At 65.9% G+C, this 19078-nt stretch carries 18 protein-coding genes; 9 read left to right on the forward strand and 9 right to left on the reverse strand.

Annotation, left to right across the window (positions count from 1 at the left end; genetic code table 11):
• The first annotated feature begins 143 nt into the window (after positions 1-143).
• Both ACTT2I_RS11160 and arsC read left to right on the forward strand, forming a co-directional pair.
• Positions 144-1310, forward strand: a complete 1167-nt coding sequence (locus ACTT2I_RS11160; RefSeq protein ID WP_172407586.1) for a phospholipase A — start codon at positions 144-146, stop codon at positions 1308-1310.
• Positions 1310-1663 (forward strand): arsenate reductase (glutaredoxin), encoded by a 354-nt coding sequence (gene arsC, locus ACTT2I_RS11165; RefSeq protein WP_421099370.1) that lies wholly within the window; start codon positions 1310-1312, stop codon positions 1661-1663. The genes ACTT2I_RS11160 and arsC overlap by 1 nt, the downstream gene beginning before the upstream one ends.
• Positions 1664-1672: 9 nt before the next feature.
• On the opposite strand, the gene ACTT2I_RS11170 is transcribed toward arsC, so the two are convergent.
• The 3 genes from ACTT2I_RS11170 to ACTT2I_RS11180 all read right to left on the reverse strand — a co-directional run bounded on the left by ACTT2I_RS11170 (position 1673) and on the right by ACTT2I_RS11180 (position 4493).
• Positions 1673-2032 (reverse strand): hypothetical protein, encoded by a 360-nt coding sequence (locus tag ACTT2I_RS11170; protein ID WP_293979087.1) that lies wholly within the window; start codon positions 2030-2032, stop codon positions 1673-1675.
• Between the two features lie 108 nt (positions 2033-2140).
• Positions 2141-2776, reverse strand: a complete 636-nt coding sequence (locus ACTT2I_RS11175) for a glutathione S-transferase family protein (RefSeq protein WP_421099369.1) — start codon at positions 2774-2776, stop codon at positions 2141-2143.
• A gap of 199 nt (positions 2777-2975) precedes the next feature.
• Positions 2976-4493: a fumarate hydratase gene (locus tag ACTT2I_RS11180; protein ID WP_019185911.1), complete on the reverse strand. Its 1518-nt coding sequence runs from the start codon at positions 4491-4493 to the stop codon at positions 2976-2978.
• A 154-nt stretch (positions 4494-4647) separates the two neighbouring features.
• Here ACTT2I_RS11180 and ACTT2I_RS11185 point away from each other — a divergent pair, with 154 nt between their 5' ends.
• The 5 genes from ACTT2I_RS11185 (at position 4648) to ACTT2I_RS11205 (ending at position 10990) form a co-directional block, all read left to right on the forward strand.
• Positions 4648-5544, forward strand: coding sequence for an RNA polymerase sigma-70 factor (locus tag ACTT2I_RS11185; RefSeq protein WP_293979083.1), 897 nt, complete (start codon positions 4648-4650; stop codon positions 5542-5544).
• A gap of 35 nt (positions 5545-5579) precedes the next feature.
• Entirely contained in the window at positions 5580-6023 is a 444-nt protein-coding gene (locus ACTT2I_RS11190) for a carboxymuconolactone decarboxylase family protein (protein ID WP_421099368.1), read from the forward strand.
• A 252-nt stretch (positions 6024-6275) separates the two neighbouring features.
• A complete protein-coding gene (locus tag ACTT2I_RS11195; RefSeq protein WP_421099367.1) occupies positions 6276-8141 on the forward strand; it encodes a sulfatase-like hydrolase/transferase in 1866 nt (621 codons plus the stop codon).
• A gap of 102 nt (positions 8142-8243) precedes the next feature.
• Complete coding sequence (locus ACTT2I_RS11200) at positions 8244-10115, forward strand: ABC transporter ATP-binding protein (RefSeq protein ID WP_421099366.1); 1872 nt, start codon at positions 8244-8246, stop codon at positions 10113-10115.
• 95 nt (positions 10116-10210) lie between these two features.
• Positions 10211-10990, forward strand: coding sequence for a ferredoxin--NADP reductase (locus tag ACTT2I_RS11205; RefSeq protein WP_019185907.1), 780 nt, complete (start codon positions 10211-10213; stop codon positions 10988-10990).
• 108 nt (positions 10991-11098) lie between these two features.
• On the opposite strand, the gene ACTT2I_RS11210 is transcribed toward ACTT2I_RS11205, so the two are convergent.
• Positions 11099-11581, reverse strand: coding sequence for a glutathione peroxidase (locus tag ACTT2I_RS11210; RefSeq protein WP_421099365.1), 483 nt, complete (start codon positions 11579-11581; stop codon positions 11099-11101).
• A gap of 128 nt (positions 11582-11709) precedes the next feature.
• Between ACTT2I_RS11210 and ACTT2I_RS11215 the strand changes: the two genes are divergently transcribed.
• On the forward strand, positions 11710-13881 hold the full coding sequence (locus ACTT2I_RS11215; protein ID WP_421099364.1) for a M3 family metallopeptidase: 2172 nt from the start codon (positions 11710-11712) through the stop codon (positions 13879-13881).
• A 74-nt stretch (positions 13882-13955) separates the two neighbouring features.
• Here ACTT2I_RS11215 and cfa read toward each other — a convergent pair whose 3' ends face one another.
• The 3 genes from cfa to ACTT2I_RS11230 all read right to left on the reverse strand — a co-directional run bounded on the left by cfa (position 13956) and on the right by ACTT2I_RS11230 (position 16311).
• The gene (cfa, locus tag ACTT2I_RS11220) at positions 13956-15074 is read right to left on the reverse strand and encodes a cyclopropane fatty acyl phospholipid synthase (RefSeq protein WP_421099363.1); all 1119 of its coding nucleotides are present in this window, start codon (positions 15072-15074) and stop codon (positions 13956-13958) included.
• Positions 15075-15088: 14 nt separating this feature from the next.
• Positions 15089-15943, reverse strand: coding sequence for a DUF3298 and DUF4163 domain-containing protein (locus tag ACTT2I_RS11225; protein WP_421099362.1), 855 nt, complete (start codon positions 15941-15943; stop codon positions 15089-15091).
• Between the two features lie 65 nt (positions 15944-16008).
• Complete coding sequence (locus ACTT2I_RS11230; protein ID WP_088434746.1) at positions 16009-16311, reverse strand: GNAT family N-acetyltransferase; 303 nt, start codon at positions 16309-16311, stop codon at positions 16009-16011.
• A 212-nt stretch (positions 16312-16523) separates the two neighbouring features.
• On the opposite strand from ACTT2I_RS11230, the gene ACTT2I_RS11235 reads away from it, so the two are divergent.
• Positions 16524-16703 (forward strand): hypothetical protein, encoded by a 180-nt coding sequence (locus tag ACTT2I_RS11235; RefSeq protein WP_421099361.1) that lies wholly within the window; start codon positions 16524-16526, stop codon positions 16701-16703.
• 57 nt (positions 16704-16760) lie between these two features.
• On the opposite strand, the gene ACTT2I_RS11240 is transcribed toward ACTT2I_RS11235, so the two are convergent.
• Together ACTT2I_RS11240 and ACTT2I_RS11245 are read right to left on the reverse strand one after the other, a co-directional pair.
• Positions 16761-17384 (reverse strand): rhomboid family intramembrane serine protease, encoded by a 624-nt coding sequence (locus ACTT2I_RS11240; RefSeq protein ID WP_019182898.1) that lies wholly within the window; start codon positions 17382-17384, stop codon positions 16761-16763.
• A 7-nt stretch (positions 17385-17391) separates the two neighbouring features.
• Positions 17392-18954, reverse strand: coding sequence for a POT-type proton-dependent oligopeptide transporter (locus ACTT2I_RS11245; protein WP_421099360.1), 1563 nt, complete (start codon positions 18952-18954; stop codon positions 17392-17394).
• Between the last annotated feature and the right edge of the window lie 124 nt (positions 18955-19078).

Here is a 19078-nt window from a genome sequence, read left to right on the forward strand (position 1 = left end):
GCGGCGGGACGGCTTCACGCCCTGACCACACCCGTGACCGGCATAAACCGGATCAGATCGACCGTGTCGTGCGCTGGCGGGAACAGCTTGCAGCGGCCACACTGTGCCGGTTGACCCATTCATTCTTGTCGCGTGGCCTTCCCATGACCCTCCCCCGCCCTCGTTCCGCCCTGTTCACCGCGTTGGCCCTGGCCGGCACCGCCCTGCCCGCCGCGGCGCAGGAAGCCGCCCCCACCCCGGCGACGCCGGAAGCCTGCGCACTGGTCGATACGGACGCGGCGCGCCTGGCCTGTTACGACAAGCTGTTCGGCCGCACCCCCGATGTGACGTTGGCCGCCGATGCCGCCGCCACGGCCGCCAAGCAGGAGCGCCGCGAGGAACGCCAGGCCGCGCGCAGCGCCGACGCCGATGCGCCGGCCGCGCAGCGGGTCAAGCAGCGGCTGGGCGAGGTGTTCAAGAACGACGGCCACCAGGACGCCCTGGCCAACGCCGGCAAAGGCTCGCTGCTGGACAGCCGCTGGGAGCTGGCCCAGGACTCCAAGCTGGGCGCCTTCCAGCTGCGCGCCTACAAGCCGGTCTACCTGCTGCCCGCCTTCTGGACCAGCGACAAGAACCAGATGCCGCAGTCGCCCAATCCGGTCAATACGGTCACCACCTCCCAGCAGCTGGACAGCGCCGAGCTGAAATTCCAGCTCAGTTTCAAGACCAAGGTGGTGGAGAACCTGTTCGGCGACAACGGCGATATCTGGGCCGGCTACACCCAGAGCTCGCGCTGGCAGGCCTACAACGCCGACAACTCGCGCCCGTTCCGTGAAACGAACTACGAGCCGGAAGTGATGCTGCTGTTCCGCAACGGCTACTCGATCGGCGGCTGGCGCGGACGCATGAGCGGGATCGGCATCAACCACATGTCCAACGGCCGCGCCGATCCGCTCTCGCGCAGCTGGAACCGGGTGATCGCCACCGTCGGCCTGGACCGCGAGAACTGGGCGCTGGTGCTGCGCCCGTGGTACCGCATTCCGGAAGACCGCAAGGACGACAACAATCCGGACATCTCCGATTACATGGGCCGTGGCGACGCGACCCTGACCTGGAACAAGAACGGTCACGAGGTCTCGCTGATGGCGCGGCACTCACTGCGCGGCGGTGACCGCTCACACGGCGCCCTGCAGCTCGATTACGGCTTCCCGATCAGCAATCTGCTGCGCGGCCACGTGCAGATCTTCGATGGCTACGGCGAGAGCATGATCGACTACAACCACAAGGCCACCTATGTAGGCCTGGGTGTGTCGCTGCTGGAGTGGTATTGATGGCGGTGACGATCTGGCACAACCCGCGCTGCAGCAATTCGCGCGGGGCGTTGGAGATCCTGCGTGAGCACGGCATCGACCCGGTGGTGATCGAATACCTCAGGACGCCGCCGGACCGTGTCACCCTGGCCGCCCTGATCACGCGCATGGGCATCGCCCCGCGTGAGCTGCTGCGCACCAAGGAAGCCGCCTACGGTTCACTTGGACTGGGCGACCTGGGCCTTCCCGATGCGGCGCTGATCGCGGCGATGGTCGCCCACCCCGAACTGATCAACCGCCCGATCGTGGAAACCGCGCAGGGCGCGCGCCTGTGCCGGCCGCCGGAGACCGTGCTGGAGATCCTGCCGGCATGATGCCGCGCCTCAGCCGCCTCCGCAGCGGCTGATACACCGGTTGCGATCCTCACCGCAGGTCAGTGCGGGCAGCCGGTTGCGGCAGTAATCGCTGCTGGCCTGGCAGGCCTTGCGCAGGTCCGGATTGTCGATCTTCTCGCACTTCGCATCGCGCTGGGTCGCTACCCCGGCGCCACAGCTGTCATCGCTGCTGAATCCCGTGCGGGTGCCGATGCAGCTGTCGTACTGGGCCTGGCAGTGGTCCATGCACTGGTTGGCGGCGGTGACATCGCGCAAGCTGGGCGCGGAGTACAGGTCGCCCTCGGTGCTGCAGGCGGTCAGCAACAGGACCAGTACGGCCAGCACAGTGGTGTTGAAACTCCTTGGCATGGTCACTCCTTGGTGAAGGACGCCGGCAAGTGGGCGCGCAGGCCCTGATCATCCTTGAACGGCACACGCCCGACTCTAGCAGCACGTCATTGCGTCCTGCCATTAGCCTCAGCGCCAGTCGGTGATGCCCTCGCGCCGGTAGACCTCGACGAACGCCGGGCGTGCTTTCAGGCGATCCGCATAAGCCTTCAAGGCCGGCCAGGTGTCGCTGGGCGTGGGCATGTTGCGTGACCAGCGCATCAGCATCACCAGCATGAAATCGACCACGCTCAACGACTCGCCCAGCACGTAAGGATGTCGCGTGGACAGGTGCTCGGCCAGATGCTGCCACGCGCCCTCCAGCCGTTCGCGTGCGCGCTGCCGGGTCGCGTCCACGTGTTCGGTGCCGGCCATTTCCTGCGGATAGAACCACGCCCGGTACGCCGGCTGCACGGTATTGGCACACCAGAACATCCAGCGGTAGGCCTCGGCGCGCGCGGCGCTGCCCACAGCCGGCAACAGGCCCGCCTCGGGGTGCCGGTCGGCCAGGTGCAGGGCGATCGCCGCCGCCTCGGTCAGGACCTGGCCGTCGAGAATCAACGTCGGCACCAGGCCCGCCGGATTCAAGGCGAGATACGCCGGGTCCTTGTGCTCGCGCTTGTCGAAATCCAGCAGCACCAGATCATGCTCGATCTGCAGTTCCAGCAACAGCCAGTGCACGACCAGCGCGGCGGTGCTCGGTGATCCGTACAGCGTGGTGCGCATGTGGTAGGCCCTGTCGAGGAAGGCTCACATTATGCGCGCGGCACGCACGCCGCTGGACGTGCCTCGCGGCGAAAGCATCCAGCAAGGGTTGATAGCGACCGGATTGGCCAACGGAAAACGGCGCCCGTGGGCGCCGTTCTCGTATCAGCAGCGTATCGGCGCGTTGCCGCTACCTGCCGCGATGCATCGATCGGAGGCCTCAGGCCACCACGACCGGAATCTTGCCGATCCGGGCCTGCCATTCGCGCGGGCCGGTCTGGTGCACGGACTCACCGGTGGAATCCACCGCCACGGTGACCGGCATGTCCTGCACGGTGAACTCGTAGATCGCTTCCATCCCCAGATCGGCGAAGCCGACCACCTTGGCCGCCTTGATCGCCTTGGACACCAGGTACGCCGAGCCGCCGACCGCCATCAGGTAGGCCGACTTGTTGTCACGGATCGCCTCGATCGCCGCCGGGCCGCGCTCGGCCTTGCCGACCATGCCCAGCAGGCCGGTCTGTTCCAGCACCTGGCGGGTGAACTTGTCCATGCGGGTGGCGGTGGTCGGACCGGCCGGGCCCACCACTTCGTCGCGCACCGGATCGACCGGGCCCACGTAGTAGATGAAGCGGCCCTTGAGGTCCACCGGCAGTGGCTCGCCCTTGTCCAGCATTTCGACCATGCGCTTGTGCGCGGCATCGCGGCCGGTCAGCAGCTTGCCGTTGAGCAGCAGGGTCTGGCCCGGCTTCCAGCTGGCCACGTCTTCCGGGGTGATCGTGTCCAGATCGACACGGGTGCCCTTGGAGGCGTCATAGGTGATCTGCGGCCAGTCTTCCAGCGACGGCGGGTCGAGCATCACCGGGCCACTGCCATCCAGGGTGAAGTGCGCATGGCGGGTGGCCGCGCAGTTCGGGATCATTGCCACCGGCAGGTTGGCCGCGTGGGTCGGGAAGTCCTTGACCTTGATGTCCAGCACGGTAGTCAGGCCGCCCAGGCCCTGCGCACCGATGCCCAGCGCGTTGACCTTGTCGAACAGTTCCAGGCGCAGTTCTTCGGCACGGTTGGAGGCGCCACGGGCCTTGAGCTCGTTGATGTCGATCGGCTCCATCAGCGATTCCTTGGCCAGCAGCATCGCCTTTTCAGCGGTGCCACCGATGCCGATACCGAGCATGCCCGGCGGGCACCAGCCGGCGCCCATGGTCGGCACGGTCTTGAGCACCCAGTCCACGATCGAGTCGGACGGGTTGAGCATGGCGAACTTGCTCTTGGCTTCCGAACCACCGCCCTTGGCCGCGACGATCACCTCCACGGTGTCACCCGGCACGACCTTGACGTTGACCACGCCGGGGGTGTTGTCCTTGGTGTTGATGCGCTTGCCGGCCGGATCGGCCAGCACCGAGGCGCGCAGCTTGTTGTCCGGGTAGTTGTAGGCCCGGCGCACGCCTTCGTTGGCCATGTCTTCCACGCCCATCGTGGCGTCGTCCCAACGCACGTTCATGCCGATTTCTAGGAACACGGTGACGATGCCGGTGTCCTGGCAGATCGGCCGGTGGCCTTCGGCGCACATGCGCGAGTTGATCAGGATCTGGGCCATCGCCTCCTTCGCGGCCGGCGACTCTTCGCGCTCATAGGCAGCGTTGAGGCTCTTGATGTAATCGACCGGGTGGTAGTACGAGATGTACTGCAGCGCGTCGGCGATGGACTGGATGAGGTCTTCCTGCTTGATCGATGTCACGACTTGCTCGCTTGCTGGAGGCTGGCGGGGGTTGAACCGCCGATTTTAACAAGGACCGCCCGGCGGCGTTGAGAATCGCTCGCGGCCGCGGCTTTTGGTGCACAGTGGCCGCCCAGCCCTGTCACAGCGGCCCGCCCGGCCGCGTCCTCCCGGCATGACTCCGACCGATACCTTCCAGACCCACCGCCCCCGCCTGTTCGCCCTGGCCTACCGCCTGCTGGGCAGCCGCAGCGACGCCGAGGACATCGTCCAGGACGCCTGGCTGCGCTGGCAGGGCGCCGATACCGCCGTGATCCGCGATCCGGAGGGCTGGCTGGTCACCGCCACCACCCGGCTCGGCCTGGACCGCCTGCGCGCCCTGCGCAGCGCGCGCGTGGACTACGTCGGGCCGTGGCTGCCGGAGCCGCTGGAGATCGCCCTGGACCCGGATCCGCTGCAGGACCCGGCCCAGCGCCATGCCCTGGCCGACGAGGTCTCCGTAGCCTTCCTGGCACTGCTGGAGCAGCTCAAGCCGGATGAGCGTGCCGCCTTCCTGCTCAAGGACGTGTTCGATTACGACTACCCGGACATCGCCCCGCTGCTGGAGCACTCAGCGGCCAACTGCCGGCAGCTGGTACACCGGGCGCGGCAGCGCCTGCAGACTGGCGCGCCCCGCTTCACGGTCCCGGCCGCACAGCACCGCGAGTTGCTGGCGCGTTTCATGGACGCCTCCCAGCAGGGCGACCTGGCGTCGATACGCTCACTGCTCGACGCCAACGCCGAGATGATCTCCGATGGCGGGGGCCGCGTGACGGCGGCAATCCGTCCACTACTCGGCGCCGAGCGCATCGCGCAGCTGTACTGGGCGATCGCGCGCCGCAACGGCCAGCATCCGGCGCAGCTCGGCCAGGTCAATGGCGAGCCGGCGATCCTGCGCTTTGCCGGCGACCAGCTGCACTCCGTCACGATGATCACGGTCGATGCGGGGCGCATCGTGCGCGTGCTCAGCGTGCTCAATCCGGAAAAACTCACCGCGTTTGTCACAGCGCGCGACGCTGGCGCGTCCTCCTGATGAAGACGGCCGCTGCGGCCGTCATGGAGTCCCCGATGTCCAGCTCACCCCGCGTTCCGTATACCCGCCTCGCCGCCGATGCCTTCAAGGGCCTGCTTGCTACCAGCAAGGCGGTCCACGACAGCTCGATCGATCCTGTGTTGATGGAGCTGGTGTTCCTGCGTGTCTCGCAGATCAATGGCTGCGGCTACTGCATGGACATGCACGGCACCACCCTGCGCAAGGGGGGAATCGAACCGCGCAAGCTCGATACGCTGCCGGCCTGGCACGAGAGCCGTTTCTTCAACGCACGCGAGCGCGCCGCCCGGGGCTGGGCTGAGGCACTGACCCGGCTGAGCAGCGCAGCGCCTTCGGATGCCGCGTACGAAGCGCTGTTGCCGCACTTCGATGAAAAGGGCATCAGCGACCTCAGCATGGGCATCGCGGTGATCAATGCCTGGAACCGCCTCGGCGCCGGGCTGTTGCCGCCGCTGCCGTGATTTGCTGGCGGGAACGCGCTGAGCCGCCTTGTCCAAGCGCTCGCACGGAGTGACTGAATCGCACCTGCATGCGCGCACGCAGCGCGTGAGCGCAAAGCAGGGGTATTTCTGACATGGAACTCGGACTTTCAGGACAGAAAACAGTGGGTGCGCCTATCCAAAACACCTCGCTGATTTCTTGTTCAAATAACACCTCAGCCACGCCACGGTTCGCAGTACGGTCCGCCCTCTTTTTGGGCAGGACCGGACTGCATGACACGCACGCGCAGCGCAACGCTTCATCCACACCCGACTGCGTGGTTGACCGCGTATCTGCTCATCAACGCGGCCGGGTCTTCCCTGCCGGTGCTGTTGAACGTCACATGGCCCGCTGCCATCGACGCGCAGCTGTTTGTCGCCGTGGCACTGGCAAGCCACCTGATCCTCGCCCTGGCTGTGTGCTGCCTGCCCGGTTGGTTGCTGGGCAACATCAAGATCAAGCCACTGCGTGCGCTGGCATTGCCCAGCGTGGTCACGCTGACCACGCTGTGGTGGATTGCGCTGCTCATCGATGCGCGGGTGTTCCACCAGTTCGGTTTTCATCTCAATGGTCTGGTCATCGGCCTGCTGCTCAGCGGTCGTCTAATGGAACAGCTCGGCCTGACCACCGTGTCCTGTCTGGTCGCCGGCGGCGTGCTCGCCGGCATGGCCACGCTGCAACTGCTGTTCGCGCGCTGGCTTAGACACCGGCGCATTGCCGCGCTCCCGCGCGCCCGCTGGCTGTGGGTGCTGCTCCCCCTGCTGCCGATCACCCAAGGCCTGGCGATCTGGTACGACGCGCGCAGCCGAGCCGATGCCATGACCGGACTGCGCGCCATTCCCTGGCTGCACACCGCGACTGCGCGGCGCCACCTGGCCAGGCTGGGCTGGGCACAGGAAGACGGCAGGCAACGCCAGCTGGCGGGGCAGCCCAGCACCACCGCCGCCCTGCAGTACCCGCACCAGCCTTTGCAGTGCCGCGCAGAGCGACCCATGAACGTGCTGATGATCGTGGTCGATTCGCTGCGTCATGACATGCTCACACCTGCGCAGATGCCCAATGCCAGCCAATTCGCCGCGCAGGGATGGCAGGCGGAGCAGCACTACAGCACCGGCAACAACACCATGCATGGCTTGTTTGGGCTGTTCTACGGCCTGCCGGCCCTGCATACCAACACCATGATCCACCACCGCCGCGGGCCGGAGCTGCTGCGCCAGCTGGACCAGCGTGGCTACCAGTTCCATCTGTATGGTGGCGCTTCCCTGCAGGGCGCCCGCATGGACCGGGCCGTGTTCGCGCAGGTCGCCGCGCCGCTGCATACCGCGCCGAATGACGTCGCCCAGGATCTGCGTGATCGTTACGTTGTGAATCAGCTGGCCGCTGCCCTGCGCGCGCAGCCCGCCGAGACACCGTTTTTCGGGTTCATGCTGCTGGACAGTGCCCATGCGCCCTATGCCGTTCCGGCCGACGCAGAGCACCGGTTCCTGCCCCAGGCCAGATCCGGTGATCACCTCAAAACCCATCGCGGCACGGACCCCGCACCGTTGTTCAACCGCTACCGCAATGCCGTGCTCAAGGCCGACGCCCTGATCGGCCAGTTGCTGCAGGCCCTGGATGACAGCGGCCGCCGCGACGATACCGTGGTGATCATCACCAGTGATCACGGCGAGTCCTTCAACGATCTCGGCCAGAACGACTGGGGGCACAACGGAAATTTCAGCGATGTGCAGACCCGTGTGCCGATGGCGATCCGCTGGCCGGGCCGGGCACCCGCCAAAGAACCGGCCATCACCAGCCACATCGATATGGCACCGACGCTGCTGCGCCACCTGCTGGCCTGCAGCAATCCGCCCTCGGACCATTCGGCGGGGCTGGACCTGTTCGGCCCGCTGCCGCCGATGCGCCCGCTGCTGGTGGAGTCATGGACCCAGCGCGCGGTGCGCGTCGGCCCTCGGGCGCTGATCGTGCGGCCCTATGGCATCGAGGTACGCGACGCCGACTATCGTCAGATCCCGGATACCACCTCAACGGCCGCCATCACCGCCGCCATCATCGACCAGATACAGCTGCTCCAACCCATCAGCAGGCCGTCGCCGTAGCGCGTTGGCGACACGGGCCGATGGGCCGTCATGGCATGTACCGGCAGCGCAGGCGGCAGGCTTCATCTGCAAACCACGCGGGCGACGCGCACAATGTCGCCCATGCCCGCCTCCCCCGCTGCCGGTGCACCCGGCCAGAAGAATCCCAGCCTGCGTGAGCGCGTCAATGCGATGCGCAACCTGCCCCCGTTCCTGCGCCAGGTCTGGCAGACCAGCCCGGGGCTGACGCTGGCCAGCCTCGGCCTGCGCGTGATCCGCGCGTTGCTGCCGGTAGCGATGTTGTACGTCGGCAAGCTGATCATCGATGCCGCCGTGCACCTCAGCCAGCACGACGCCGGCTTTCCGCCGTTCGGTGAGGCGCTCTCCAGCGGCCTGCTCAACCCGCTGCTCGGCCTGCTCGCGCTCGAGTTCGGCCTGGCGATGGCCTCGGACCTGCTTGGCCGCATGGTCAGTTACGCCGATACGCTGCTGTCGGAGCTGTTCACCAACGTCACCAGCGTGCGCCTGATGGAACACGCGGCCGAGCTGGACCTGGAGGATTTCGAAGACCCCGACCTGCAGGACAAACTGGACCGTGCGCGGCGCCAGACCATGGGCCGGATGAACCTGATGAGCCAGCTGTTCGGCCAGGTGCAGGACACCATCACCGTAGCCAGCCTCGCGGTCGGCCTGATCGTCTACGCGCCCTGGTTGATCCTGCTGCTGGCGGTCGCGCTGATCCCGGCCTTCATCGGCGAATCGCATTTCAACGCGGCCGGTTACAGCCTCAATTTCCAGTGGACACCGGAGCGTCGGCAGCTGGAGTACCTGCGCCAGATCGGGGCGAGCGTGGAAACCGCGAAGGAGGTGAAGATCTTCAACCTCCATCGCTTCCTGATCGACCGCTATAAATTACTCGCCGAGAAGTTCTATCTCGCCAACCGCGCCCTGGCCCGCAAGCGCGCGATCTGGGGCACGCTGCTGGCCGCGCTCGGGACGCTGGGCTATTACGCGGCGTACGCCTACATCGCCTGGCGCACCGTGCGCGGCGATTTCTCGATCGGCGACCTGACCTTCCTGGCCGGCAGCTTCCTGCGTCTGCGCCAGCTGCTGGAAGGCCTGCTGATCGGTTTTTCGCAGGTCGCCGGGCAAGCGCTGTACCTGGACGACCTGTTTTCGTTCTTCCAGATCGAACCGGAAATCCATTCGCGCCCGGACGCCATCGCCATCCCGCAACCGATCACCCAGGGCTTCGTGTTCGAGAATGTCGGCTTCCGCTATCCCGATGCCGAAAGCTGGGCCGTGCGCCATCTGGATTTCGACCTGCGTGCCGGCGAAGTGCTGGCGCTGGTCGGCGAGAACGGTGCCGGCAAGACCACCCTGGTCAAGCTGCTCGCCCGCCTGTACGACCCCGATGAAGGCCGCATCCTGCTCGATGGCCGCGACCTGCGCGACTACGACCTCGATGACCTGCGCGCCAACATGGGCGTGATCTTCCAGGATTTCGTGCGCTACAACCTCAGCGCCGGCGAGAACATCGGCGTCGGCCTGGTCGAGGCGATGACCGACGATGCGCGTATCCGCGATGCCGCCCGGCGCGGCATGGCCGATGAGGTGATCGCCGGCCTGCCCGGTGGCTACGACCAGCTGATCGGCCGACGCTTCAAGATGGGCGTGGACCTGTCCGGTGGCCAGTGGCAGAAGATCGCCATCGCACGGGCCTACATGCGCGATGCGCAGGTCATGATCCTGGATGAACCCACCGCGGCGCTGGATGCCCGCAGCGAGTTCGAGGTGTTCCAGCGCTTCAAGGAACTGTCCGACAACCGTACCGCGGTACTGATCTCGCACCGCTTCTCGTCGGTGCGCATGGCCGACCGCATCCTGGTGCTGGCCGGCGGCCGGATCGAGGCCAGCGGCACCCATGCCGAACTGATGACCCAGGGCGGCCGCTATGCCGAACTGTTCGAGCTGCAGGCCGCCGGCTACCGGTGAAACCCATGTCTGACGGGCCTGTCCGGCCAGTCAATGAGAATTTATCTCATTTGAGATAAACTAGACCCGACGAAACCGACCAGAACCCCACCCCCATGTCTTCCGCTTTTGGCGCCGAAACGGTGCTTGAGGTCCGTCATTGGACCGACGCCTACTTCAGCTTCACCACGACCCGCGACAGCGGCTTCCGCTTCGAGAACGGCCAGTTCGTGATGATCGGCCTGGAAACCGAAGCGCGCCCGTTGCTGCGCGCGTACTCCATCGCCAGTGCCAACTGGGAAGAAAACCTGGAGTTCTTCAGCATCAAGGTCCAGGACGGTCCGCTGACCTCGCGCCTGCAGCACATCAAGCCCGGCGACAAGGTGCTGGTCGGCAAGAAGCCCACCGGCACCCTGCTGATCAGCGATCTGCACCCGGGCAAGCACCTGTACCTGCTTGGCACCGGCACGGGCCTGGCGCCATGGCTGTCGGTGATCAAGGACCCGGAAACCTACGAACGCTTCGACAAGGTGATCCTCACCCACGGCGTGCGCTACGAAAAGGACCTGGCCTACCGCGACCTGTTCGAGAAGGAACTGCGCGAGCACGAATTCCTTGGCGAGATGATCGGCGACAAGCTGCTGTACTACCCGGCCGTCACCCGTGAGGCGTTCCCCAACCAGGGCCGCCTGACCTCGCTGATGGAAAGCGGGGAAATGCAGAAGACGCTCGGCCTGCCGCCGCTGGATCCGGAAAACGACCGCGCCATGATCTGCGGCAGCCCGCAGATGCTGGCCGACCTGCGCACCGTGCTGGACAGCCGCGGCTTCCAGACCTCCCCGCGCATCGGCACCCCGGGCCACTACGTGTTCGAACGCGCCTTCGTCGAAAAATGAGGACCAGCCACGCCACGCGTGGCTGAACCCCACCGAGGTGACGCAACACGAGCCGCCGGCCAACGGCCGGCGCTCCCCCGATCGCCCGGCCCAGACCGGGCGACGCCCTCAGCCCAGCGCCGCCTCGATATCCCCGCGCAGCGATGCCGGCGTATCGGTCGGCGCGTAGCGCCCCAGTACCTGCCCATCGCGGCCCACCAGGAACTTGCTGAAGTTCCACTTGATCCGCCGTGTGCCCAGCACCCCGGCTTTCTCGGCCTTGAGCCACTGCCACAGCGGATCCGCCCCGTCGCCGTTGACCTCCACCTTGTCCGACATCGGGAAGCTGACCCCATAGGTCAGCGAACAGAACTCCCCGATCTGCGCCGCATCGCCCGGCTCCTGGTGCCCGAACTGATCGCAGGGAAACCCGATCACCACCAGCCCCCGCGGCCCGAACTCCCGCCACAGCGCCTCCAGCCCCTCGTACTGCGGCGTGAAGCCACACTTGCTGGCCACATTGACCAGCAACAACACCTTGCCCCGGTACTGCGCCAACGCCTGCGGCTGACCCGACAGGTCCACGAACGGGAAATCGAAGGCAGTGGTCATGGCAGGGAACTCCGTTGGAAAGACCTGATCTTAGAATGCCCTGCCCGGCCCAAACATGCCTTTCGACACAAGCCCCCTCCCGACGGCTCGGGTTACCCTCAAAGACTTGTCTGACCGGAGAACTCCCCTTGACCACCCGTCTTGCCCTCGCCGTCGCCGTGACCCTCGGCCTTGCCCTGCCCGCCTATTCCGCCACCGCCGCCACCCCGGCCGCGACCACCGCCCAGCAGGCCAACCCGTTCTTCGCCGACAGCCCGCTGCCGCTGCACTTCCCGCAGTTCGACAAGATCAAGGACAGCGACTTCGCCCCCGCCTTCGACGCCGGCATGGCCCAGCAGCTCAAGGAAGTGGAGGCGATCGCCAACAACAAGGCCAAGCCGACCTTCGACAACACCCTCATCGCGCTGGAAAAGAGCGGTGAGACCCTGGACCGCGCCACCACCGTCTTCTTCAGCCTGGTCGGCGCCGACACCAACGACGCACGCAAGAAGCTGCAGGCCGACTACTCCGCCCGCTTCGCCGCGCACAGCGACGCCATCGCGCTGAACGGCAAGCTGTTTGCCCGCATCCAGACCCTGTATGACACCCGCACCCAGCTCGGCCTCGACGCCGAAGGCGTGCGCCTGGTCGAGAAGTACTACGAGAGCTACGTCCGCGCCGGCGCCAAGCTGTCCGAAGCCGACAAGACCAAGCTCAAGGAAATGAACGCCGAACTGGCCAACCTGGGTACCAAGTTCAGCCAGAACGTGCTGGCCGAAGTGAACGCTTCGGCGATCACCGTCGATGACGTCAAGGAACTGGACGGCCTCTCGCAGGAGCAGATCTCCGCCGCCGCCGAAGCCGCCAAGGCCCGTGGCCAGGACGGCAAGTACGTCATCACCCTGCTCAACACCACCGGCCAGCCGCCGCTGACCAACCTGGCCAACCGCGCCCTGCGCCAGAAGATCTACGAAGCCTCGGTGACCCGCGGCAGCCGCGGCGGCGAGTACGACAACACCGCCCTGGTCTCGCGCATCATGCAGCTGCGTGCCGACAAGGCCAAGCTGATGGGCTTTGCGAACTTCGCCGCCTACAACCTGACCAACCAGACCGCCAAGACCCCCGAAGCGGTCAACGCCATGCTCGGCCAGCTCGCCCCGGCCGCCGTCGCCAACGCCAAGCGCGAAGCTGCCGACCTGCAGGCGATGATCGACAAGGAACAGAAGGCCGCCGGCAAGCCGACCTTCAAGCTGGAAGCCTGGGACTGGGCGTTCTACAGCGAGAAGGTCCGCCAGGCCAAGTACAACTTCGACGAATCCCAGCTCAAGCCGTACTTCGAAATGAAGAACGTGCTCGAGAACGGTGTCTTCCACGCCGCCCAGCTCGAATTCGGCCTGACCTTCAAGCAGCGCACCGACCTGCCGGTCTACCACGACGACGTCACCGTCTACGACGTGTTCGATGCCGACGGCAGCCAGCTGGCGATCTTCATCTTCGACCCGTATGCACGCGCCTCCAAGCGCGGCGGTGCGTGGATGAACTCCTACGTCTCGCAGTCCGAACTGACCGGCTTCAAGCCGGTGGTCGCCAACCACCTCAACATCCCAAAGCCGCCGGCCGGCAAGCCGACCCTGCTGACCTGGGATGAAGTGACCACCACCTTCCACGAATTCGGCCACGCCCTGCACGGCATGTTCTCGAACGTGAAGTACCCGTATTTCTCGGGCACCTCGGTGCCGCGCGACTTCGTCGAGTTCCCCTCGCAGGTCAACGAGATGTGGGCCGATGACCCGGCCATCCTGAAGAACTACGCCAAGCACTACCAGAACGGCACGGCCATGCCGCAGGCCCTGCTGGACAAGGTCGTCGCCGCCGCCAAGTTCAACCAGGGCTTCGCCACCACCGAATACCTCGGTGCGGCCATGCTGGATCAGCGCTGGCACCAGATCGGCCCGGACCAGGTTCCGGCGGCGAAGGACGTCATGAAGTTCGAAGCCGAGGCCCTGGCCAAGGACGGCATCTTCTACGCGCCGGTCCCGCCGCGTTACAAGACCCCGTACTTCAGCCACATCATGGGCGGCTACTCGGCCGGCTACTACGCCTACATCTGGTCCGAGGTGCTCGATGCCAACACCCAGAAGTGGTTCCGCGAAAACGGTGGCCTGAGCCGCAAGAACGGCGACCACTTCCGCCAGACCCTGCTCTCCAAGGGCGGCAGCGTGGATGCGATGGAACTGTTCCAGAACTTCGCCGGCCATGCCCCGCAGATCGAGCCGCTGCTCGAAAAGCGCGGCCTGACCTCCGGCGACGGCAAGAAGTAAGCGTCCGCCTCAACGACGTGCACAACGAAAAACGCCCGGCAGTGCCGGGCGTTTTTTTGTGCGGCCATCTCATCTCACCGCGGCGCCACATATCCGCCGGGCACGCCGTTCGGCGACAACACCAGCTGCCACAACTGCGCATGGCGGCAGCGGAAGCTTGCCATCGAACCGGCCAGATAGAACCGCCACATCCGGCGGAACCGCTCGTCATAGCGCTGCGCATCCAGCCGCGGCCACGCTGCCTCGATGTTGGCCCGCCACGCCTGCAGCGTCCGGTCGTAATCGGTGCCGAAGTTGTGCCAGTCCTCCAGCACGAACAAACCCTCGAACGCCTCGGTCATCTGCGCTGCCGAGGGCAACATCGAGTTCGGGAAGATGTACTTTGCGATCCACGGGTCGGTGCGATGCCGCGACAGATTACTGCCGATCGAATGCAGCAGGAACAACCCTTCCGGCCGCAGGCAGCGCCGCGCCATCTCGAAATACCCGCGATAGTTCTTGTCGCCCACGTGCTCGAACATGCCTACCGACAGGATCGCGTCGAAGGATTCCTCCACCTCGTGGTAATCCTGCAGCCGTATCTCGATCGGCAACCCCGCGCACAACTGCCGTGCATATTCCGCCTGCTCGTGCGAGATCGTCACGCCCACCCCGGACACGCCGTAGCGCTCGGCCGCGAATTTGAGCGCCTCGCCCCAACCACAGCCGATATCCAGGATGCGTTGACCAGGACGCAGCCCCAGTTTGCGGCAGATCAGATGGAGCTTGGCCTCCTGCGCCGCATCCAGGTCCGTCGCCTCGCGCCAGTAACCGCAGCTGTAGACCAGCCGCTGGCCGAGCATCGCCTCGTACAGATCATTGCCCAGATCGTAATGGCGGCGGCCGACCTCGAAGCTGCCGGCGCCGGCCTGCAGGTTGAACACCCGCGCCTTGAGCGCATCGGCCAGATCGCGCCAGCCGTGCACGCGCTCGTCCAGATGCGCCTGCATCAAGTGGAAGAGGAAGTCGTCCAGCGAGTGGGCGTCCCACTGCCCGTCCATGTAACTCTCGCCCAGGCCCAGCGAGCCTTGGGCCATGACCCGCGCATGGAAGCGCGGGTCGTGCACCGTGATGTCCTGCGGCTGGTCACCATCGACGGTGACCCCCGCTTCATGCAGCAACCCTGTGACCCGTCGTTGCAGCCCAGCGTCCACGTCGCCTCCGTCGGTCAGCCCCGGGCGAACAGCCCCGCCACATCCTGACCCGCGTGCGGCACCAGCACGGCGGCCGGGACGTCCACGGTCTGCGTGCCGTCCGAGTACGGCCCTACCTGGTAGGGCGGGAACACGAAGCGTATCGCAGAGATGCGTCCGTCGGAACCGGTCAGCGGCTGGAACTGGCTGAAGTTGTCCGCGCTGGGCCCGGTGCCATCGGCGATCATCCGGCTGGCGTTGCGCAGGGACTCCTGCATCTGCGCCGGCTCCAGCTCATCGCCGCTCAGGCGTGTGGCCACGCGTTCGCGCAGCTGGTCGGCCACGTAATCGCTGATCGCCTTCCAGCCCTTGTCGTCGGCCACCAGCTTGTCGGCGGTCAGCATCTGCTGCTGCTCCGGCAGCCACACGAAGCGCGCCACCAGCGGCTCACCGTGGGCACCGCCGGTGTACCGGCTGCCATCGGCCGTGACCACCACCAGCTGAGGCGTCTCGAGCACCTTCTCGAAGGTCAGCGAGAGCTCGTAGGGCATGGTCGGCTTGTCATTGCCCAGCCCGTCCAGCGCCTGCTGCAGCTCTGCCCGCGCACTGTCGGCGTAGCCGCCCAGCGCCTTGGCCAGGCCCGGATACCGCGCGATGTCCGGCGGGTAGGTGATCCCGACCACGGCCTGCGGCGAGGTCTCGATCACGTCGCGCAGTTCGACCGGCGCGTCGGGAGCGACCGCGGGTGCGGCCGGTTGGGCAGCCGTGTCGACCGGTGCCGCCGGGGCGTGTGTGTCGCCGTCGCGCTTGCAGCCTGCCAGCACCACCACGCCCATGGCCACGGCCAACGCGCTGGCGCGCAGCGCGCGACGGTTTCCTGCGATGTTCATCCTGAAATCCCCTTGTTGTAACCCACCATCATGATCGGCCATCCCTGAAGCATGACCCGCTGTCGTCATCGGACCAGCAGGTCGTCGTACTCCTCGTGCCGCTGCAGGAACGCCTCAGCGTAAGCGCAGGCCGGCACCACCTTGAATTTCTGTTCGCGTGCATAGCGCAGCGCCACCTTGGTCAACTCACCCGCGATGCCGCGGCCGGCGATCGGCTCGGGCACCTCGGTGTGGGTGATGATCATCCGCTTGCGCTTGATCTGGTAATCCAGCAGCGCCAGATGCCCTTTGACCCGGGCCTGGAACCGGTGATGGGCCAGATCGTGCTCCACCTCGTAAGCCAGTCCGGGCGGCGTGACCGAAGCCATGAGCGGTGTCTCCTGCGGCGACTGCAGCGATAGTGCGCAGCCGGCCGCCATGATCGCGTGAAGCCTGAACAGGGGCAAGCAGCGACGTGATGCGTCACATCCAGCCCTAAAGCCGGGCGCCTTCCTGCCGATATCAGCGTCGGACAGGGCGTAAAAGCTGGCATGGCTTTTGCGAAGACCTGCCTGCACGCACCCGCTTTCCGGAGGTCCGTATGGACAACACCGCACCCGCCCCCACCGCCCACGGCGATGCCGACAGCTCGCTGCTCGAAGGCCTGTTCCAGCTGGCCGTGAACGGCCAGACGCAGGGCTGGGAATTCGACCAGATCGACAACGAGGTCTATGCCCGCCTGCTCAGCACCTATGGCGTGGACGGCAAGAAGGCCGCTTGATCCGCGGCCTTCCAGAGTGCCTGGATACGTACCGGCCTTGGGCCGGTACGCGCCGGCTCAACCGCCGAGGCGGAAGGTCGGGTTACTCAGCTCACGCAGGAAGTGGCTGAAGATGCTCGGCTGCATGGCCAGCATGAACAGCACGCCAAAGGCCGCACCGGCCAGATGTGCACTGTGGTTGATCCGGTCGCCGCCGCGGCGGTCCATCCAGATGCTGTAGCCCACGTAGAACACCGCATAGATGATCGCCGGGGCCGGAATGAACAGCACCAGGATGATCGACCACGGCTTAATCAGGATGAAGGCGAACAGCACCGCCGAGACCGCACCGGACGCCCCCAGGCTGAGGTAGTTCGGGTTCTTCTGGTTCTTCAGGTAGCTTGGCAGGATCGAGACCAGCAACGCGCCCAGGTAGAACGCCGGATAGGTCAGGTAACTGCCGCTCAACTGCAGCATCACCTGTTCGATGAAACCGCCGAAGAAGAACAGCGTGATCATGTTGAACGCCAGATGCGACAGGTCGGCGTGGATGAACCCGTAGGTGATCAGGCGATCGTACTGACGGTTGCGGTCCACTGCCGGCGGCCACAGGATCAGGCGGTCGGCCAGCGCGCGGTTCTTGAACGCCATCCACGACACGATGACGGTGATGGCGATCAGCAGCAGGTTGACTGGGGTCATGTCAGGCTCAGGCGGTGCGGTAGTTGTCGACCATACGATAGCGCTTGGCATACCAACCGAAGGCCAACGCCGCCAGGAAAGCAAAGCCGGCGAAGAAGAACATCAGGAACGCCGCCTCGCTCAACCCGGTACTGGCGATCTGGTGGGTCACCGTATCGTTGCGCACCGCCGCGTTGGACAGCAGCACCCACAGGTTGCCGATGGTGGTGGTCAGGTTCCAGAAGCTCATCACCACGCCCTTCATCGCCTGCGGCGCCTGGCTGTAGGCGAACTCCAGGCCGGTGGCCGAGACCAGCACCTCACCGAAGGTCAGCAGCGCGTAGGGCAGCATCTGCCAGAAGATGGACATGACGTTGCCGCCATCCATCATCACCTGGATACCGCCGACCACGATCCAGGCCAGGCCGCTGAAGGCGATACCGGCGGTCATCCGGCGCAGCGCGGTCGGCTCGAAGCCGAAACGGCGCAGCATCGGGTACAGCACCAGGTTGTTGAACGGGATCAGGATCATCACCAGCAGCGGGTTCAGCGCCTGCATCTGCGAGGCGGTGAACCAGCTCGGCATCGCCATCTGCTGGCCCTGCAGGACCCAGGTCGAGGCCTTCTGGTCGAACAGCGAGAAGAACGGGGTGGTCAGCGCGAAGATCACCAGCACGCGCAGCACCGAGCGCACGCCTTCCACCGCCTCGGCCGGATGCACCGCACGGGCGCGGTCCAGCTGGATCCAGGTGCCGCCGCCGATACCGGCCAGCAGCAGGACCAGCGCGATGCACAGGCAGATCACGATCCCCAGGCTGCCGACCAGGCCCATCGAGGCCACCGCCAGCACCGCACCGAGGATGGCCAGGGTACGGCCCGGCCGCCTCTTGCCCGGCACCTGCGCCGACAGCGCGGTCCGCACGACGTTGCCGAACGAATGCGGGTCCTTCGGCGGCAGCGGGACCAGCACATAGCGCTTGCGGCCCATCCAGAACACGAAGGTGGCCACGAACATCAGGATGCCCGGGATGCCGAAGGCCCACGACGGACCGAGGTTTTTCAGCGCCAGCGGAATCAGCAGCGAGGCGAACAGCGAGCCGAAGTTGATGATCCAGTAGAAGGCGTCGAACACGATCTTGGCCAGATGCTTGTTGCTCTGGTCGAACTGGTCGCCCATGAACGAGGCCACCAGCGGCTTGATGCCGCCCGCGCCGAGTGCGATCAGTCCCAGGCCGACGAAGAAGCCCTGGCGGCTGTCCTCGAAGATGGCCAGGCAGGCATGGCCGGCGCAGTAGATCAGGCTGAACCACAGGATGGTGTGGTACTTGCCGAAAAACTTGTCGGCCAGCCAGCCACCGAGCAGCGGGAAGAAATACACGCCGATCATGAAGCTGTGCATGATGTCCTTGGCCTCGCCGGCCCGGCCATCGGCGGTGATCTCCTGCAGCAGCAGCGAGGTGATCAGGAACTGCACCAGGATGTTGCGCATCCCATAGAAGCTGAAGCGTTCGCAGGCCTCATTGCCGATGATGTAGGGAATCTGGCGCGGCATCTTTCCTTTGCCTGCGCTGGCGGCTGCGATATTGCTCATCCTGTGGGGCTGTCCTGCGAACACGAAAGCACGAAGATTACCGGAAGCCCCTACCCCAGCGCACGCTGCACAGCTGCATGACAGGGGCCGGCGGACATGGCAGGCGGGCTGAAAACGACCCCGC

It is taken from the genome of Stenotrophomonas sp. PUT21, from assembly GCF_052232875.1.
Lineage (GTDB): Bacteria > Pseudomonadota > Gammaproteobacteria > Xanthomonadales > Xanthomonadaceae > Stenotrophomonas > Stenotrophomonas maltophilia_N.

Excerpts from the sequence above, each read along its gene's own strand:
- ACTT2I_RS11160 (WP_172407586.1), top strand. The coding sequence starts at position 144 with ATGACCCTCCCCCGCCCTCGTTCCGCCCTGTTCACCGCGTTGGCCCTG.
- arsC (WP_421099370.1), top strand. The coding sequence starts at position 1,310 with ATGGCGGTGACGATCTGGCACAACCCGCGCTGCAGCAATTCGCGCGGG.
- ACTT2I_RS11170 (WP_293979087.1), bottom strand. The coding sequence starts at position 2,032 with ATGCCAAGGAGTTTCAACACCACTGTGCTGGCCGTACTGGTCCTGTTG.
- ACTT2I_RS11175 (WP_421099369.1), bottom strand. The coding sequence starts at position 2,776 with ATGCGCACCACGCTGTACGGATCACCGAGCACCGCCGCGCTGGTCGTG.
- ACTT2I_RS11185 (WP_293979083.1), top strand. The coding sequence starts at position 4,648 with ATGACTCCGACCGATACCTTCCAGACCCACCGCCCCCGCCTGTTCGCC.
- ACTT2I_RS11190 (WP_421099368.1), top strand. The coding sequence starts at position 5,580 with ATGTCCAGCTCACCCCGCGTTCCGTATACCCGCCTCGCCGCCGATGCC.
- ACTT2I_RS11195 (WP_421099367.1), top strand. The coding sequence starts at position 6,276 with ATGACACGCACGCGCAGCGCAACGCTTCATCCACACCCGACTGCGTGG.
- ACTT2I_RS11200 (WP_421099366.1), top strand. The coding sequence starts at position 8,244 with ATGCCCGCCTCCCCCGCTGCCGGTGCACCCGGCCAGAAGAATCCCAGC.
- ACTT2I_RS11205 (WP_019185907.1), top strand. The coding sequence starts at position 10,211 with ATGTCTTCCGCTTTTGGCGCCGAAACGGTGCTTGAGGTCCGTCATTGG.
- ACTT2I_RS11210 (WP_421099365.1), bottom strand. The coding sequence starts at position 11,581 with ATGACCACTGCCTTCGATTTCCCGTTCGTGGACCTGTCGGGTCAGCCG.
- ACTT2I_RS11225 (WP_421099362.1), bottom strand. The coding sequence starts at position 15,943 with ATGAACATCGCAGGAAACCGTCGCGCGCTGCGCGCCAGCGCGTTGGCC.
- ACTT2I_RS11230 (WP_088434746.1), bottom strand. The coding sequence starts at position 16,311 with ATGGCTTCGGTCACGCCGCCCGGACTGGCTTACGAGGTGGAGCACGAT.
- ACTT2I_RS11235 (WP_421099361.1), top strand. The coding sequence starts at position 16,524 with ATGGACAACACCGCACCCGCCCCCACCGCCCACGGCGATGCCGACAGC.
- ACTT2I_RS11240 (WP_019182898.1), bottom strand. The coding sequence starts at position 17,384 with ATGACCCCAGTCAACCTGCTGCTGATCGCCATCACCGTCATCGTGTCG.
- ACTT2I_RS11245 (WP_421099360.1), bottom strand. The coding sequence starts at position 18,954 with ATGAGCAATATCGCAGCCGCCAGCGCAGGCAAAGGAAAGATGCCGCGC.